Below are 16,379 nucleotides of genomic sequence, written 5' to 3'. Positions count from 1 at the left end.
GATGCAGGATCGGGGGTGGCGCTCAAAACGTGAACCCGGCGGGGCGCTCGGTGCCTTCCAGGGCATCGAGCAGCCGCACCAGCTTGCGCAACTCGGTGTAGCGGCCGGCCACGTTGCGCGTGTACTTGAGCACCAGCGGCAGGTTGGCGAGGTAGCCGTCCTTGCCATCGCGGTGGTACAGGCGGGCGAAGATGCCGAGCACCTTCAGGTGGCGCTGCAGGCCCATCCACTCGAAATCACGGTAAAAGTCACCGAAATCGGCGGTCAGCGGCAGCCCGGCCTTGCGCGCGCGTTCCCAGTAGCGGATCAGCCAGTCGAGCTGCTGCTCTTCGTCCCATTCTATATAGGCGTCGCGCCAGAGCGAGACCGCGTCATAGGTGGCCGGGCCGATCACGGCGTCCTGGAAGTCCAGGATGCCGGGGTTGGCGCCATCGTCCAGGACCATCAGGTTGCGCGAGTGATAGTCGCGGTGCACGTAGACCTGCGGCTGGGCCAGGTTGTTGGCCAGCACGGCGTCGAAGACTTCGCGCAGGTCGGCCTGCTGGGCGTCGGTCAGCGTGGCGCCCAGGTGGCGGCCCACGTACCACTCGGGGAACAGGTCCAGCTCGCGCTGGAGCAGGGCGCGGTCGTAGGCGGGCAGCGTGCCGGGGCGGGTGGCCAGCTGGATTTTGACCAGCGCGGCGGCGGCGTCGTCATAGAGGCCGCGCGCGGACGAGGCGTCCAGCTTCGACAGGTAGGTCTGGCTGCCGAGGTCGGCCAGCAGCAGGAAGCCCTGCGTGAGGTCCTGGGCCAGCACGGTGGGCACGGTCACGCCGGCCTCGCCGAACAGCCCGGCCACGTGGATGAACGGCCGGCAGTCCTCGTGCGCGGGCGGGGCGTCCATGACAATGGCCGTCGGATGGGCGGCATGGCCGGTGCGCACGCGGAAGTAGCGGCGGAAGCTGGCGTCGGCGGATGCCGGGGCACAGGAGTCGGGGTCGATCGACCATGCGGCGCCGAGCCCGGCGACCCAACTCTTGAGCTGGGCGATGCGCGGGTCGGAGGTTGGGTCGTGAATAAGTGCTGCCATGCCGGATTGGGTGGATACGATGCCCCGTATAATACCCGACCAGACCCGGGCGCCGGGTGGCCCCCGGGAGGGGCCTTTGTTGCCCCGCAGCCTGCTCCGGCAAGGGTTGGCGGGAAGTACGGAACCGTTCGCGGGGCCGCACCGCAGCCCGGCGCCGAGCCGACCGATAACCGTCCGCATGACCGAACAACAACGATCACCGCATCATCCGGCCACCCGACCGCCCGCGCTGCGCGGCCTGCCGCGGCGCATGCGTGCCGCTTTGCCGGCCAGCACCCTGCGTCCGCTCGTGCTGGCCATGGCGGGCCTGTCGGTGAGCGTGCACGCGCAATATGGCGCGGGCTCGGCCATCCCGAACATCGACATCGCCGAGCCGGTGGTCACCCAGACCCCCGAGCCGCCGCCGCCCGCGCCGGAAGCGGGCGCGCTGGTGCCGCGCCTGGACGAGGCGCCGCCGAAGGCGGCCACGGCCAACAGCATGAACATCGCGCCGAGTTCGACCCCGTCGAACCCCAACGCCCCGGCCTATGTCTCGGGCGACAGCCTGACCGGCTTCAGCGAGAAAGGGGTGGCGCTCGAGGGCAATGCCGAGCTGCGCCGCGACGGCGCCGTGGTCAAGGGCGACAAGGTGACCTATGACCAGGACACCGACGAGGCCCATGCCACGGGCAACGTGCGCCTGTCCAAGAGCGGCACGCTGGCGGTCGGCCCCGAGGCCAGGCTGCGCGTGGAGGCCAACGAGGGCTACATGCTCTCGCCCGACTACTATTTCAAGCAGACCGGCGGCGCGGGCAGCGCGGAGCGCATCGACTTCATCGACCCGGACCGCAGCACGATGAAGAAGGCGTCGTACACGACCTGTTCGCCGGATAACGCCGACTGGTACTTCAGCGCGAACCGCATCGAGATCGACAACGACCGCCAGGTGGGCACCGCCTACGGCGGCGTGCTGCGCTTCTTCAACGTGCCGATCGCCGGCGCGCCGGCGTTCTCGTTCCCGCTGAACGACGAGCGCCGCAGCGGGGTGCTGGCGCCGCTGTTTGGCTATAGCTCCAAGTCGGGCCTCGACCTGACGGTGCCGTACTACTTCAACCTGGCGCCGAACCGCGACCTGACGATCTATCCGCGCCTGCTGAGCTCGCGCGGTGTGCAGCTGGGCGGCGACTACCGCTACCTCGGCGACGGGTATTCCGGCCGCCTGCGGGCTGAATTCCTGCCGGACGACCGGAAGGCCGAGCGCGACCGCTGGGCGTATTCGTTCCAGCACACCCAGCGGATCATCCCGGGCATGACGGCGTATGCCAACGTCAGCAAGGTGTCCGACGACCAGTACCCGGACGACCTGACGCGCTCGGTCTCGCAGTCCACCCTGCGCCAGTACACGCAGGAAGGTGGCGTGATCTACAACTGGCAGGACTTCACGTTCATGGCGCGGGTGCAGAAGTTCCAGACGCTGCGCCCGAGCGAGCCGTCCTACGAGCGCGAACCGCAGTTGAACGGCCGCTACACGCGTTATGACTTCGGCGGCTTCGATATCTCGGTGGAAGCCGACTACACCCGTTTCCGGATCCCGCTGACCTCCACCGGCTTCCAGCAGCCCGAGGGCAACCGCGCCTTCATCCAGCCGGTGATCAGCTACCCGATCATCCGCCCGGGCTGGTTCGTGACGCCGAAGGTGATCTTCAACGCCGCGCAGTACAACATGGACACCGGCACCAACACCACCGGTGCGCAGAACTCGTTCGGCCGTGCCATTCCCACGGTGAGCCTGGACTCGGGCATGGTGTTCGACCGCGCGGCGCCCGGCGTGAGCAAACTGTTCGGGGTGAACTACACCCAGACGCTGGAACCGCGCCTGTTCTACGTCTACACGCCGTTCCGCGACCAGAGCCAGTTCCCGCTGTTCGATACTGTCCAGTCAGACTTTGGCTACGGGCAGATTTTCAGCGAGAACGCGTTCACCGGTAATGACCGCATCGCCGACAACAACAAGCTCACGGCGGGCGTGACCACGCGCCTGATCGAGTCCGAGACCGGCATCGAGCGCTTCCGCGGCACGCTGGCGCAGCGCGTGGACTTCACCGGCCAGCGTGTGCAGCTGACCGGCACGTCCACAGATACCAAGCCGAGCTATTCTGACTTGCTCGCGGCTACCACGATCCAGCTGTTCCGCGGCTACTATCTCGATGCGGGTATCCAGTACAGCCCCGAGGACAACCGCGTGAACTACTCGAACGTGGCGTTCGCCTGGCGGCCGGAGTCGCGCAAGCTGGTCAACGTGGGCTACCGCTACCGCCGGCCGACCTCGGTGACCGACAACTCGGCCATCGACCAGTTCGAACTGTCGAGCCAGTGGCCGATCACGCGCCGCACCTACGGCATTGGCCGGGTGGCGTTCGACCAGACCGCCAACCAGCTGGTGGATGCGCTGGCCGGCATCGAGTACGCCGCCGACTGCTGGGTGGGACGCGTGGTATACCAGCGCTTCCGCAACACCACACAGGGCTACACCGGCCGGTTCTTCCTGCAGGTGGAATTCCGCGGGTTGTCCAAGATCGGTTCCAACCCGCTGGACATGCTGCGCCTGAACGTGCCGGGCTACGAGCCTGTTACCGCACGTCCGGTGCCCACGTCCCAGTACGATCACTATGAATGACGGACCAAGATGAAACGTCGAGCTCTTAACGCGCTGTCCCGCATGAATCGCCAGAACGCCTGCCAGCACCTGCTGCTGTCCGTGATGCTCGCCACGCTTGCCGCGCCGGCGGTGGCCCAGCTCAAGGCGCCGGGTGGCCGCACCTCGGGCATCTTCCTGCCGCAGTCTGGCCAGCAAACCGCCGCGCCGCCGAGCCAGCCGCAGATGGGCGTGCCGCAGCCGGGCCAGAAGCGCTCGCAGCTTGTCGATGAAGTGGTGGCGGTGGTCAACAACAGCGTGATCACGCGGCGCGAGCTGCTGGACCGTGCCGACGAGATCGAGAGCCAGCTGCGCGCCGCGCAGCGCGAGGTGCCGCCGCGTGCGGACCTGCTCGGCGAAGTGCTCGAACGCCTGGTGATGGAGCGCGTGCAGACGCAGGCCGCGCAGGACGCCGGCATCCGCGTGACGGACCAGGAAGTGGACCGCGCCATCGAGTCGGTGGCGCAGCAGAACAAGCTGTCCGCCACCGAGCTGCGCAGCCGCGTGGAAGCCAGCGGCATGAGCTGGACCAAGTATCGTGACGAACTCCGCAAGCAGGTGCAGGTGATTCGCCTGCGCGAGCGCGAGGTCGACTCCAAGGTGCAGGTCTACGACGGCGAGATCGACAATTACCTCGCCGCGCGCAAGGGCGGCGCCGCGCCGGCCGGCCCGACCGAGTACAACGTGGCCCAGATCCTGATCCGCGTGCCCGAGAACGCGTCCGACGCCCAGAAGGCCGAGCTGAAGACCAAGGCCGAGGGCCTGCTGAAGCAGGCACAGGGCGGGGCGGACTTCGCCGCGCTGGCCAAGGCCAACTCGGAAGCGCCCGAAGCGGCGCAGGGCGGCGCGCTCGGTTTCCGCGAGATCGGCCGCCTGCCGGCGCTGCTTGCCAACGCCGTGGTGGACCTCCAGCCCGGCGCGCTGGTGCCCGAGGTGGTGGAGTCGGCCAACGGCTTCCACGTGATCCGCCTGACCGCCAAGCGCGCCGCGCCGGCTGCCGGCCAGCCGCAGGCCAGCGAGCGCATCACGCAGACCCAGGTGCGCCACATCCTCGTGCGCACCGGCCCGAACATGCCCGAGGCCGAGGCACGTCGCCAGATGATGACGATGCGTGACCGCCTCACGCACGGCGGCGACTTTGCCGACTTCGCGCGGCGCTTCTCGCAGGACGGCTCGGCCCAGCAGGGCGGCGACCTGGGATGGGTCTCGTCGGGCGAGCTGGTGCCCGAGTTCGAGCAGGCCATGAACCGGCTGCGTCCGGGCGAGATCTCCGAACCCGTGGTCACCCAGTTCGGCGTGCACCTGATCCAGGTGATGGATCGCCGCGAGACCGAGGTGTCGGCGGAGAAGCAGCGCGACTTCGCCCGTGCGGAAGTCCGGGAGCAGAAGCTGCGCGCAGCCTATGATGACTGGGTGCGCCAGCTTCGCAGCGCGGCGTACGTGGAATACCGCATCAACCGCCAGCGCTGATCCGCGGAAACCGCCGGCACCGCCCCCGACCCCACCGCCCATCCATGCCCGACCCGCTTGCGCTAGCCATCACCACCGGAGAACCTGCCGGCATCGGCCCCGACATCACGATCGGGGCGCTGCTGCAGCTTGCCGGCAGCAATGGCAACCGCAACGGGCACTACCGCTTCCATGTGCTGGGGGATGCCCGTCTGCTGGCCAGCCGGGCCGCGGCGCTGGGCGTCGGGCATGCCTGGGCGCGCCAGATCGGGGAGGGCGGGGTGGTGGTGGAGGATGTGCCGCTCGGCGTGCAGAGCGAGCCGGGCAGGCTCGACGCCCGCAACGGCCGCTACGTGCTGGCGCTGCTCGATGCCGCCGTCGACGGCCTGCAGGCCGGCAAATACGCGGCGATGATCACCGCGCCGGTGCAAAAGAGCACGATCAACGACGCGGGCGTGCCGTTCACCGGCCACACCGAATACCTGGCCGAGCGCGCCGCCGTGCCGCGCGTGGTGATGATGCTGGCCGGGCCGCAGCCCGCCCACGACAACGCCATGCTGCGCGTGGCGCTGGCCACTACCCACCTGCCGCTGCGCGCGGTGCCGGACGCACTCGACATCCCGATGCTGGTGGAGACGCTGACCATCGTCGATACCGACCTGCGCCGCCACTTCGGCATCGCCCGGCCGCGCATCCTGGTGACGGGCCTCAACCCGCACGCGGGCGAGAGCGGCCACATGGGGCGCGAGGAAATCGACGTGATTGCCCCCGCGCTGGCCCAGGCCTGCGATGCCGGCATCGACGCCCGCGGCCCTTATCCGGCCGACACGCTGTTCCAGCCGCGCCATCTGCGCGACGCGGACTGCGTGCTGGCGATGTACCATGACCAGGGACTGGCGCCGCTCAAGTACGGTACCTTCGGGCACGGCGTGAACATCACGCTGGGCCTGCCCTTTATCCGCACCTCGGTGGACCACGGCACCGCGCTCGACCTGGCCGGCACCGGCCGCGCCGAGCACGGCAGCATGATCGAGGCCATCCGCAGTGCCATTACCATGGCTGGCCACGCCAACGGGCGCCATCACGACGGCAATGCCGGCGTGTGGCCCGCCACCCGCTGACGGCCAGCCGCAGACACCATGCGTTCAAACGTGCACCAGGGCCATGTGGCCCGCAAACGATTCGGACAGAACTTTCTGGTCGACGACGGCATCATCCACGGCATCGTCGGCGCGATCGATCCGCAACCAAATGACATCGTGGTCGAGATCGGCCCGGGCCTCGGCGCGCTGACCGACCCGCTGCTCGAGCGCCTGCCGCAGATGCAGGTGGTGGAGCTGGACCGCGATCTCGTGGACCGCCTGCGCCGCCGCTACAACGACCGGCTGATCGTGCATGCCGGCGACGCCCTGGCGTTCGACTTCGGCAAGCTGCACGAGGCCGGCCGCCCGCTGCGCATCGTCGGCAACCTGCCGTACAACATTTCCAGCCCGCTGCTGTTCCACCTGATGGACTACGCGGACCAGGTGCGCGACCAGCACTTCATGCTCCAGAAGGAAGTGGTGGAGCGCATGGTGGCGGAGCCGGGCAGCAAGGCCTTCGGGCGGCTGTCGATCATGCTCCAGGTGCGCTATCACATGGAGCATGTGCTAGATGTGCCACCTGGATCGTTCAATCCGCCGCCCAAGGTCGATTCCGCCGTGGTGCGCATGATCCCGTGGCCGCGCGGCGAGGATGGCCGGCTGCGCTCGCCTTACCGCCCCTGTGACGCGGGCGTGCTCGGCGACGTGGTGACTGCCGCGTTTTCGCAGCGCCGCAAGGTGCTGCGCAATACGCTCTCGTTCCTGCGCGACCAGGTGGACTTCGACAAGCTCGGCTTTGACCTCGGCCGCCGCGCCGAGGAAGTGCCCGTGGCCGAGTATGTCGAGCTGGCGTGCACCGTCGGCGACAGCGCCGCGCCGGGCGCGCGCGGCGTGGCCTGAATCCCCCGCAGTTTTCCGAATTTTCCGAATTTTCCGAATATCTCGAAGTTCCAGCGACGCTTATGACCGCCAACACGCCAACCGCGAAAACCGACCCGCGTCCCGTCATCCTGACCGGTGACCGTCCCACCGGCCCGCTGCACCTGGGCCATTTCGTCGGCTCCCTCAAGAGCCGCGTCGCCCTGCAGGACTCGCACAAGCAGTACGTGCTGCTGGCGGACACGCAGGCCATGACCGACAACGCGCACGATCCGGACAAGGTGCGCCGCAACGTGCTGGAGGTGGCGCTGGACTACCTGGCCGTCGGCATCGACCCGGCCAAGACCACGATCACGGTGCAGTCCCACCTGCCCGCGCTGGCCGAACTGACGCTGATGTATCTGAATTTCGTCACGGTGGCACGGCTCGAGCGCAACCCGACGATCAAGGAAGAGATCCAGGCGCGCGGGTTTGGCCGCGACATCCCGGCCGGCTTCCTGTGCTATCCGGCCTCGCAGGCCGCGGACATCACCGGCTTCAAGGCCGTGCTGGTGCCGGTGGGCGAGGATCAGGCGCCGCTGATCGAGCAGACCAACGAGATCGTGCGCCGCATCAACCATCAGGTGGGCCGCGACGTGCTGCCCGAGGCCGCCGCGCTGATCCCCAAGCATGGCCGCCTGCCGGGGGTCGATGGCAAGGCCAAGATGAGCAAGTCGATGGGCAACGCGATTCCGCTGGGCGCCTCGCCCGAGCAGATCAAGGAAGCGGTGCACCGCATGTACACCGACCCGAACCACCTGAAGGTGTCCGATCCGGGCCAGGTGGAGGGCAATGTCGTGTTCACCTACCTCGACGCGTTCGACCCGAACGTGGAGGAAGTGGCCGAGCTGAAGGACCACTATCGCCGTGGCGGCCTGGGCGACATGGTGCTCAAGCGCCGTGTGGAAGGCATCCTGCAGGAGATGCTGCGGCCGATCCGCGAGCGTCGCGAAGCACTGGCCAAGGACCCGGGCTACGTGTTCGAGATCCTGCGCAAGGGCACCGCCGAAGCGCGCGAACTGACCCAGCAGACGCTGGACCAGGTGCGCGACGCGCTGGGCATGTTCTCGTTCCCACGCTAAGTCGTTCGAAGGCAGGCGCCGGGCATCAGGCCGGGTGCCTGCTGGCGCCTCACCCCTTCCGGTTCACCAGCACGATCCCCAGCAGCACCAGCACCGCCGCCGCGCCGAAGCGCAGTCCCACGGCGTCGTGCATCAGCAGCACCCCGAAGGCCACGCCGAACAGCGGTGTCAGGAACGAGAACACCGACAGCCGCGACGCCAGGTACTGCCTGAGCAGCCAGAACCAGGTCAGGTAGCTCGCAAACGCGATCAGCACCGACTGGTAGAACAGACTCGCCACCACCATCCCGTTGACTTCCACCCGCCCGGCCTGACCCGCCGCGAGCGCCATCGCCAGCAGCAGCACCGCCGAGACCGCCAGCTGGTACAGCAGCGTCTTGCTGGCCGGGGCGCTGGAGAGCGAACTGGCGCGCACGACGATGGTCGTGGCCGCCCAGAGCGCGCCGGCTACCACGCCCAGCGCGTCGCCGAGCAGCGTGCTGGCGTGCGCCGAGGTGGCCGCAATGCCGTCGACAAAGGCCAGTACCATGCCGCAGAACGCCATCACCACGCCCAGCCACTGGCCGCGGCGCAGGTGCTCGCCCGGCACGAAGAGATGCAGGCCCAGCGCGGTGAAGATCGGCGCGGTGTAGAGAAACACGGCCATGCGCGAGGCGGTGGTGTGGCCCAGCCCGACGAAGATGCAGAAGAATTCGGCGCCGAACAGCAGCCCGGCCACCAGCCCCGGGCGCAGCGTGCCGTCGCGCTGCCACAGCGGCGTGCCGCGCCAGGACGCGAAGGCGAACACCAGCAGCGCCGCAATCGCCGAGCGCACGCCGGCCTGGAGCACGGCGCCCATCAGCGGCGCCGTCACCTTGATCACCACCTGTTGCAGGCCCCAGGCGGCGCACAGCAACACCATCAGGCCGATGGCCGTGCCGTCCAGCGGGCGCCGCAGGGCTTGCGTGCTCATCGCGCCGGCTTACGGGCGCGACGCGTCGCGCGTCGAATGCCGCTCGATCAGCTCGATCTTGTAGCCGTCCGGGTCCTCGACGAAGGCGATCACCGTGGTGCCGCCCTTGACCGGACCGGCCTCGCGCGTGACCTTGCCGCCCGCTGCGCGGATGCGCTCGCAGGCCGCCGCCGCGTCCGGGGTTTCCAGCGCGATGTGGCCGTAGGCGGTGCCCAGGTCGTACTGGTCCACGCCGTAGTTGTAGGTCAACTCCAGCACGGCCGTCTCGCTCTCGGGGCCGTAGCCGACGAACGCCAGGCGGTACTTGTATTCGGGGTTGTCGCTCTCGCGCAGCAGCTGCATGCCGAGCACGCGCGTGTAGAAGTCGATGGAGCGCTGGTAGTCGCCAACGCGGAGCATGGTGTGGAGGAGTCGCATGGGGAGCCCCTTTCTGGAATTCGTAGGATGGCGAGGCCGTATTTTAGTCCGGATGGCGCGGCCTCGCCGGCGGCTCCCCGTCTCGCCGGGCGTCAGAACGTCGGCAGCAGCTCGGGCGGATGCGCGCGCAGCTGGGCGCGGGCGTCGCGGAACTCGGGAAAGATCGATTCCACGGTCTCCCAGAAACGCGGGCCGTGGTTCATTTCCTTGAGGTGCGCCAGTTCGTGCGCGGCCACGTAGTCGATCATCGACAGCGGGAAATGCATGAGCCGCCAGTTCAGGCGGATCTTGCCGTCGGCGGTGCAGCTGCCCCAGCGCGTGGCGGCCGAGGTCAGCGCGAAGCCGGTGTGGCGCACACCGAGCTTGTCGGCGTAGATCTCCAGCCGCTCCACCAGCAGGCGGCGCGCCTGGTGCTGGAGCCAGCCCTGCACGCGGTCCTTGATCTGCTGCTCGTCGGCATGCGTGGGCAGGGCCAGGTGCAGCACGCGCGTGTCGGCGTTGAACAGCAGCGCGCCGGCCGGCGAATCGAGCTGGAGCGTGATCGGCTTGCCCAGGAACGGCAGGCTCGCGCCCTCGCGCCATTGCACCGTGGGCAGCACGCGGCGGGCCTCGCGGTGGCGCCACTCGCCCAGCTTGTTGAAGATCCAGCGCTGCTTTTCGAGGATGGCGGACTCGATATCGGTGAGCGTGACCCAGCGCGGCGCCGTGATCGACAGCCCGCGGTCATCCACCGTAAAGCCGATGGTGCGCCGCGACGAGCGCTTGAGCGAGTAGTGGAGCATGCGCTCGCCCACGTGCAGCGTGCGGCCGTTGGGCGGGGCGGGCGGCCAGGTGTCGGCCGGGGGCGTGTCCAGCGAGGGCGCCAGCAGCGCGGCATCCGACGGCGATGCGGGCGGGGCAGCCTCCGCGAGCGGCAGTTCGAGCTGCGCGCCGGGGTTGTCGGGAGTGGGACGCAGCAGCTTCATGCGGCGGCTTCGCTGGCGTTGCGGCGATAGCTCTCGGGATCGATCCGGCGCATCTCGGCCTCGATCCATGCTTCCACTTCCTGGTTCAGCACGTCGGCGGTCTTGTTGGCCGACGGGATCGGCATGCCGATCGAGATCGTGATCAGGCCGGGGTACTTCAGGAAGGAGTTACGCGGCCAGACGCGGCCGGAGTTGACCGCCATCGGGATCACCCAGGCGCCGGTCTCCACGGCCAGCCGGGCGCCGCCGCTCTTGTAGCGCGGGTTCTCCTGGCCGGCGCGCGTGCGCGTGCCTTCAGGGAACATGATGATCCAGGCGCCCTCGGAGAGCCGCTCGCGGCCCTGGCGCGCGGCCGAGGCGAACGCGCGCGTGCCTTCCTTGCGGTTGATGTGGACCATCTTGAGCATGCCCAGCGCCCAGCCGAAGAACGGCACGAACAGCAGCTCGCGCTTGAACACGAAGCACAACGGCTTGGGCATCAGCGCCACGTAGGCCACGGTTTCCCAGGCGGACTGGTGCTTGGAGAGCAGCACCACGGGCTTGTCGAGCATGGCGTGCATGCGCTCCATGCCCTCGATGCGGTAGCGGATGCCGCAGATCAGCCGGGCGGCCCAGATCACCAGCAGGGGCCAGCCGCGCACGAAGCGGAAGCGCCGGTCGGCGTTCATGAACGGGAAGGCGATGAAGCAGGCGCACGCGTAGGGCGGCGTGAGCACGATCAGGTACAGCGCGAACAGCAGGGAACGGATAAAGGTCATCAGTGTGGCCGGAATTCAGGGGGCGCTGGGCGCGGGTGACGAAGACGCCTTGTGGGCGCCGTCGCCGGCAATCAGCCAGCGGGCGAACGCGGCCAGGTCGTCGTGGATGCGCGTGCCAGCGGGCAGCGTGCCCTTGTCGCGCGTCTTCACGCCCTTGCCGGTCAGGACCAGATGGGGGATGCAGCCAACCGCCACGCCGGCTTCGAGGTCGCGCAGGGAGTCGCCCACCACGGGCACGCCGCGCAGCTCCAGGCCGAAGCGCTCGCCAATCTGCTCGAACAGGCCCGACTTGGGCTTGCGGCAGTCGCAGTTGTCGGCGGCCGTGTGCGGGCAGAAGAACACCGCCTCCACGCGCCCGCCCAGGTTGGCCAGCCCCTTGTACAGCTTCTCGTGCATGGCATTCAGCGCGCTCATCTCGAACAGGCCGCGCCCGATGCCGGACTGGTTGCTCGCGATCACCACGCGGTAGCCGGCCTGGTTCAGCGCGGCGATGGCCTCCAGGCTGCCCGCGATCGGCACCCATTCGTCGGGCGTCTTGATGAAGTGGTCGCTGTCGAGGTTGACCACGCCGTCGCGGTCGAGGATCACAAAGCGGGGCTGGGACTGTGGCATCGCAGGGCTCCGGTCAGGCGGCCAGCTTGGAGATGTCCGCCACGCGGTTGGCCAGCGTGTGCAGCGTGGCCAGCAGCGCAAGCCGGTTTGCGCGCAGGCGCGCGTCCTCGGCCATCACCATCACGTCGTTGAAGAAGCGGTCCACGGCGTCGCGGAGGTGGGCCAGGTCACGCAGCGCGCCGGTGAAGTCGCCGCTGGCGAAGGCCGCTTCCACGCCCGGGCGCACGCGTTCGATGGCGGCGTGCAGCGCGCCCTCGGCGTCTTCCTGGAACAGCGCCGTGTCGACGGTGCCGATGGCTTCGTCGGTCTTGCGCAGGATGTTGGTGATGCGCTTGTTGGCGGCGGCCAGCGCCTCGGCCTCGGGCAGCGCGGCGAAGGTGCGCACGGCTTCCATGCGGCCCAGCACGTCATGCAGCTGCTGCGGGCGCAGGCTCACCACGGCTTCCACCTCGTTGGTGGTGTAGCCCTTGTCCTTGAGGTAGCCGCGCACGCGGTCGAACAGGAAATCGGTGATGGCCTCGCGCGCCGGCTTGACGGCGGCGATGCCCGCGAACGCCTGCTCGGTCAGCGCCAGCAGGGTGTCCAGCGGCACCGCCAGCGGACGCTCGATCAGCATGCGCAGGATGCCCAGCGCGTGGCGGCGCAGCGCGAACGGGTCCTTCTCGCCGGTGGGCTGGAGGCCGATGCCCCAGATGCCGACCAGCGTCTCTAGCTTGTCGGCCAGCGCCACGGCGGTGCTGACGGCACCCTCGGGCAGCGCGTCGCCGGCAAAGCGCGGGCGATAGTGTTCCGAGCACGCCAGCGCCACCTCGTCGGCCTCGTCGTCATGACGCGCGTAGTAGGTGCCCATCGTGCCCTGGAGTTCGGGGAACTCGCCGACCATGTCGGTCAGCAGGTCGGCCTTGGCCAGTTCGGCGCCGCGCATGGCGGCGGCCTTGTCCACGGCCACGCCGTGGGCGTTCATCGCGTCGGCAATATGGCCGGCGATCTGCTGCAGGCGCTGCACGCGGTCCAGCTGGCTGCCGATCTTGTTGTGATAGACCACATTGCCGAGCTGCGCCACGCGCGAGGCCAGCGTCTTCTTGCGATCCTGGTCGAAGAAGAACTTGGCGTCCGCCAGGCGCGGACGCACCACGCGCTCGTTGCCGGTGATGATCGACTCGGGCGTCTCGGTGGCCAGGTTCGACACGATCAGGAAGCGGTTGCGCAGGTGGCCGGCAGCGTCGGTCAGCGCGAAGTACTTCTGGTTGGTCTGCATGGTCAGGATCAGGCATTCCTGCGGCACGGCCAGGAAGGCTTCCTCGAAGTGGCAGGGATAGACCACTGGCCATTCGACCAGCGAATTCACTTCGTCCAGCAGCGCGTCCGGCATGACTACCTGGTCGGCGCCGGCTGCCTTGAGCAGGGCGGTGCGGATGCGCTCGCGGCGGTCGGCATAGCCCGCCACCACGCGGCCCTTGTTCTCCAGCAGCGTGGCGTACTCCGCCGCGTGCGGGATCTCGATGCTGCCCGCCGACAGGAACCGGTGGCCCTGCGTGACATTGCTGGCCGCCAGGCCGAGCACGGACACCGGCACGATCTCGGCGCCGAACAGCGCGATCAGGCTGTGCGCGGGGCGCACGAAGTGCACCGTGGTGCCGTCCGGGCGCTGGTAGCTCATCAGCTTTGGAATCGGCAGCTTGCCTAGGGCCTCGTCCAGCGCGGCCTGGAGGCCGTCGGCCAGCGTGGCCCCCTTGGCGGTGTAGCGGTAGAACAGCGCCTCGGCCTTGCCGTCGGAGGCGCGTTCCAGCGTCTGCCAGTCGATCTCGGCCACGCCGACGGACTTGGCCAGCGCGGCCAGCTTCTTGCCGAGCGGGGCGGTGGGGGCGCCGTTGGCGTCCAGCGCCACGGAGACGGGCAGGACCTTCTCGCGCTGCTCGCGGTCGGGGGCGCCGCGGCGCACGCCGGTCACCAGTGCGGCCAGGCGGCGCGGCGTGGCGAACGGGGTCACGCTGGCGCCGGCCTCGAGTAGGTCGCGCGCGCGCAGGCCGTCAGTCAGGCCTTGCGCGAAGGCATCGCCCAGGCGGGCGAGCGCCTTGGGCGGCAGCTCTTCGGTGAACAGTTCGATCAGCAGCGAATCGGTCATGGGTTGCGACATGAATCGTATCCAACGGGTATGAAAGGCGCGCGCTGTCAGCAGCGCGGCGCGAGATTGGGTTCCACGCCAGACAGCAGCCACAGGCCGTTCTGCTGGCGGAATTGCAGCGTGGTGTAGGCGCACTGCGCCACCACGCCGGAGGCGCCACGGGCGCCGGCGGCCGGGAAGCGTGCGTCGATGCGCTGCTGGCGGCGGTCATAGCGGATCTCGTCGATCCGTCCGCCCACCCAGAAATCGATCTTCTGCGGCAACTGCGCCGCTGAATAATAATTGCGGACGGTGCGGCGCGAGCGGCCGTTGCGCTCTTCCCACGTGGCCCACTGCAGCGGGTAGCGGATGGCGCTCTCGTAGGTGCGCAGCGGCACGCGGTGCCAGCCGAGGTCGCGCGAGCCGGACAGGTCGCACGAGAACGAGCGCACCAGCTGCGTCCACTGGTCGATGCTCGCCAGCGACGGCGTCCAGTGCCGGGCGATAGCCTGCTGGAGCGCCTGCGGGTCGGCCTCGCAGATATTGGTGAGGTCGGCCGGCAGGTACAGCGCCTGCGGCACCGGGGTGGCGGCCGCGCGGGCGGCTGCCTGCGCGGCGCCGGACGCCGCCAGCAGCCCGCCCAGCGACACCAGTGCCGCCAGCAGCGTCAGGAAGCCCGGCGCGGCGGGCATGCGTGCGCCGCGCACGCGCGAGGTCATGCGCGGGCCCCGTTGCCGCACATCGGGAAGCCGAGCGCTTCGCGCGAGTCGTAGTAGGCCTGCGCCACCTGACGCGACAGATTGCGGATCCGGCCGATGTAGGCCGCGCGCTCGGTCACGGAAATCGCGCCCCGGGCGTCGAGCAGGTTGAAGGTGTGTGCTGCCTTGAGCACCTGTTCGTAGGCCGGCAGCGCCAGACGCACGCCGGAATCCTTCTTCTGGCCGTCTTCGGTGGTCTCGCCGCGGCTGTCACCCACCTCGCCCATCAGCCGGCGGGCCTCGCCCTCGTGCTCGGAGAAATGGCGGAACAGGATCTCGGTGTTGCTGTGCTCGAAGTTGTAGGTGGACTGCTCCACCTCGTTCTGGTGATAGACGTCGCCATAGGTCAGGCGGCGCGTCTCGCCGTTCTCGACCCACTCGGTCCAGACCAGGTCATAGACGTTCTCCACCTTCTGGAGGTACATCGCCAGCCGTTCGATGCCGTAGGTGATCTCGCCGGTGATCGGCTTGCAGTCGATGCCGCCCACCTGCTGGAAGTAGGTGAACTGGGTCACTTCCATGCCGTTGAGCCAGACTTCCCAGCCCAGGCCCCAGGCGCCGAGCGTGGGGTTCTCCCAGTCGTCCTCGACGAAGCGGATGTCGTTCTGCTTGAGGTCCAGCCCCAGCGCCTCCAGCGAGCCCAGGTACAGGTCGAGGATGTTCTCGGGCGCGGGCTTCAGCACCACCTGGTACTGGTAGTAGTGCTGCAGGCGGTTCGGGTTCTCGCCATAGCGGCCATCCTTGGGGCGCCGCGACGGCTGCACGTAGGCCGCGCGCCAGGGCTCGGGGCCGATCGCGCGCAGGAACGTGTGCACATGCGACGTCCCGGCGCCGACCTCCAGATCGATCGGTTGCAGCAACGCGCAACCCTGCCGGTCCCAGTAGGCCTGCAGGGTAAGAATCATTTGTTGGAAGGTCAGCATAGGAAGACGAAAAAAGAAAGCCGTCGGCAAGTGCACGAGCGGTCTCGTGCCAGGATTGCCAAACCCTGAATTCTATCGGGTTTTGGCCACAAGCCGACCGGAACAGGGGGCAATCCCGTACGTTGTGTCACGAAACGGGCCCCGGCGGCGGTGTCGGGCTTTCGCAACGGGTCGGGTAAATCCTGACACGCCATTCAGAACCCGCCGATAGGTGCCGATACTATTTTTGTATACAGTAGAACTACGCAGCCGCTTCAAAGCGCGCGGCTCCCGGGCAGCCTCCTCAGGGGGACAACCGCTCACAAAAGGTGTCCGGGCAACGATAACTTTTGGGGATTGGTCATGACGCTGCTTTCTCGCAAGCCATATATTGTCGCCCTGGCCGTGATGGCCGCCGCAGCTGCGGTATCGGTAGCGACCTCGGTCCTGGGCTGATCCGCCCCGGGCCGTAAAGAAAACGGGCCCAGCTGAACTGACCCCCTAAAGTTGGACGGGTAAGTTAGGCCGCGGCCAAGGGCTGGGTCCTGTATTGCACAGGACTCAGCCCTTTTAGCTTGAGCTTGATGCGGTCGTGATTGTAGTACCGGATGTATTCGGCTATGCCACGACGCAACTG

The 16,379-nt window shown here is 68.5% G+C and carries 15 protein-coding genes; 5 read left to right on the top strand and 10 right to left on the bottom strand.

The features are described 5' to 3' along the window. Positions 1-22: 22 nt before the first annotated feature. Positions 23-1,069 (bottom strand): aminoglycoside phosphotransferase family protein, encoded by a 1,047-nt coding sequence (locus AB4120_RS25080; protein ID WP_149136695.1) that lies wholly within the window; start codon positions 1,067-1,069, stop codon positions 23-25. Positions 1,070-1,247: 178 nt separating this feature from the next. Between AB4120_RS25080 and AB4120_RS25075 the strand changes: the two genes are divergently transcribed. From AB4120_RS25075 to trpS, 5 genes are all read left to right on the top strand, one after another. Beyond that, positions 1,248-3,725: an LPS-assembly protein LptD gene (locus tag AB4120_RS25075; protein ID WP_149136694.1), complete on the top strand. Its 2,478-nt coding sequence runs from the start codon at positions 1,248-1,250 to the stop codon at positions 3,723-3,725. Positions 3,726-3,734: 9 nt separating this feature from the next. Beyond that, positions 3,735-5,213: a peptidylprolyl isomerase gene (locus AB4120_RS25070; protein ID WP_149136693.1), complete on the top strand. Its 1,479-nt coding sequence runs from the start codon at positions 3,735-3,737 to the stop codon at positions 5,211-5,213. Positions 5,214-5,257: 44 nt separating this feature from the next. After that, positions 5,258-6,313, top strand: a complete 1,056-nt coding sequence (gene pdxA / locus AB4120_RS25065) for a 4-hydroxythreonine-4-phosphate dehydrogenase PdxA (RefSeq protein ID WP_149136692.1) — start codon at positions 5,258-5,260, stop codon at positions 6,311-6,313. A gap of 18 nt (positions 6,314-6,331) precedes the next feature. Further along, positions 6,332-7,174, top strand: a complete 843-nt coding sequence (gene rsmA / locus AB4120_RS25060; protein ID WP_149136691.1) for a 16S rRNA (adenine(1518)-N(6)/adenine(1519)-N(6))-dimethyltransferase RsmA — start codon at positions 6,332-6,334, stop codon at positions 7,172-7,174. A 62-nt stretch (positions 7,175-7,236) separates the two neighbouring features. Further along, the gene (gene trpS, locus AB4120_RS25055; protein WP_441642986.1) at positions 7,237-8,274 is read left to right on the top strand and encodes a tryptophan--tRNA ligase; all 1,038 of its coding nucleotides are present in this window, start codon (positions 7,237-7,239) and stop codon (positions 8,272-8,274) included. Positions 8,275-8,323: 49 nt separating this feature from the next. Here trpS and AB4120_RS25050 read toward each other — a convergent pair whose 3' ends face one another. The 9 genes from AB4120_RS25050 to AB4120_RS25010 form a co-directional block, all read right to left on the bottom strand. Then, on the bottom strand, positions 8,324-9,226 hold the full coding sequence (locus tag AB4120_RS25050) for a DMT family transporter (protein WP_149136689.1): 903 nt from the start codon (positions 9,224-9,226) through the stop codon (positions 8,324-8,326). Between the two features lie 9 nt (positions 9,227-9,235). Beyond that, positions 9,236-9,643, bottom strand: coding sequence for a lactoylglutathione lyase (gene gloA / locus AB4120_RS25045; RefSeq protein WP_092291943.1), 408 nt, complete (start codon positions 9,641-9,643; stop codon positions 9,236-9,238). A 92-nt stretch (positions 9,644-9,735) separates the two neighbouring features. Further along, the gene (locus AB4120_RS25040; protein WP_149136688.1) at positions 9,736-10,608 is read right to left on the bottom strand and encodes a M48 family metallopeptidase; all 873 of its coding nucleotides are present in this window, start codon (positions 10,606-10,608) and stop codon (positions 9,736-9,738) included. Further along, a complete protein-coding gene (locus tag AB4120_RS25035; RefSeq protein WP_149136687.1) occupies positions 10,605-11,366 on the bottom strand; it encodes a lysophospholipid acyltransferase family protein in 762 nt (253 codons plus the stop codon). Before AB4120_RS25035 ends, AB4120_RS25040 begins: the two co-directional genes overlap by 4 nt. Before the next feature lie 15 nt (positions 11,367-11,381). Further along, entirely contained in the window at positions 11,382-11,978 is a 597-nt protein-coding gene (gene gmhB / locus AB4120_RS25030) for a D-glycero-beta-D-manno-heptose 1,7-bisphosphate 7-phosphatase (protein WP_149136686.1), read from the bottom strand. 13 nt (positions 11,979-11,991) lie between these two features. Further along, complete coding sequence (gene glyS, locus AB4120_RS25025; RefSeq protein ID WP_149136685.1) at positions 11,992-14,115, bottom strand: glycine--tRNA ligase subunit beta; 2,124 nt, start codon at positions 14,113-14,115, stop codon at positions 11,992-11,994. Between the two features lie 35 nt (positions 14,116-14,150). Further along, positions 14,151-14,774, bottom strand: coding sequence for a hypothetical protein (locus AB4120_RS25020; RefSeq protein ID WP_149137584.1), 624 nt, complete (start codon positions 14,772-14,774; stop codon positions 14,151-14,153). Positions 14,775-14,797: 23 nt separating this feature from the next. After that, positions 14,798-15,763: a glycine--tRNA ligase subunit alpha gene (gene glyQ / locus AB4120_RS25015; protein ID WP_149136684.1), complete on the bottom strand. Its 966-nt coding sequence runs from the start codon at positions 15,761-15,763 to the stop codon at positions 14,798-14,800. A 499-nt stretch (positions 15,764-16,262) separates the two neighbouring features. Beyond that, positions 16,263-16,379, bottom strand: a 117-nt coding sequence (locus AB4120_RS25010) for an IS3 family transposase (RefSeq protein WP_441641843.1), incomplete at its 5' end; no start/stop codon positions are given.

Source organism: Cupriavidus sp. 2KB_3 (assembly GCF_052115685.1).
Lineage (GTDB): Bacteria > Pseudomonadota > Gammaproteobacteria > Burkholderiales > Burkholderiaceae > Cupriavidus > Cupriavidus campinensis.
Note: the sequence above shows the minus strand (reverse complement) of the source record. Positions and strands in the feature narration are given on the sequence as shown.

Bases quoted from the DNA above. Each gene is read 5' to 3' on its own strand.
- AB4120_RS25080 (WP_149136695.1), bottom strand. From the start codon at position 1,069: ATGGCAGCACTTATTCACGACCCAACCTCCGACCCGCGCATCGCCCAG.
- AB4120_RS25075 (WP_149136694.1), top strand. From the start codon at position 1,248: ATGACCGAACAACAACGATCACCGCATCATCCGGCCACCCGACCGCCC.
- AB4120_RS25070 (WP_149136693.1), top strand. From the start codon at position 3,735: ATGAAACGTCGAGCTCTTAACGCGCTGTCCCGCATGAATCGCCAGAAC.
- pdxA (WP_149136692.1), top strand. From the start codon at position 5,258: ATGCCCGACCCGCTTGCGCTAGCCATCACCACCGGAGAACCTGCCGGC.
- rsmA (WP_149136691.1), top strand. From the start codon at position 6,332: ATGCGTTCAAACGTGCACCAGGGCCATGTGGCCCGCAAACGATTCGGA.
- trpS (WP_441642986.1), top strand. From the start codon at position 7,237: ATGACCGCCAACACGCCAACCGCGAAAACCGACCCGCGTCCCGTCATC.
- AB4120_RS25050 (WP_149136689.1), bottom strand. From the start codon at position 9,226: ATGAGCACGCAAGCCCTGCGGCGCCCGCTGGACGGCACGGCCATCGGC.
- gloA (WP_092291943.1), bottom strand. From the start codon at position 9,643: ATGCGACTCCTCCACACCATGCTCCGCGTTGGCGACTACCAGCGCTCC.
- AB4120_RS25040 (WP_149136688.1), bottom strand. From the start codon at position 10,608: ATGAAGCTGCTGCGTCCCACTCCCGACAACCCCGGCGCGCAGCTCGAA.
- AB4120_RS25035 (WP_149136687.1), bottom strand. From the start codon at position 11,366: ATGACCTTTATCCGTTCCCTGCTGTTCGCGCTGTACCTGATCGTGCTC.
- gmhB (WP_149136686.1), bottom strand. From the start codon at position 11,978: ATGCCACAGTCCCAGCCCCGCTTTGTGATCCTCGACCGCGACGGCGTG.
- glyS (WP_149136685.1), bottom strand. From the start codon at position 14,115: ATGTCGCAACCCATGACCGATTCGCTGCTGATCGAACTGTTCACCGAA.
- AB4120_RS25020 (WP_149137584.1), bottom strand. From the start codon at position 14,774: ATGCCCGCCGCGCCGGGCTTCCTGACGCTGCTGGCGGCACTGGTGTCG.
- glyQ (WP_149136684.1), bottom strand. From the start codon at position 15,763: ATGCTGACCTTCCAACAAATGATTCTTACCCTGCAGGCCTACTGGGAC.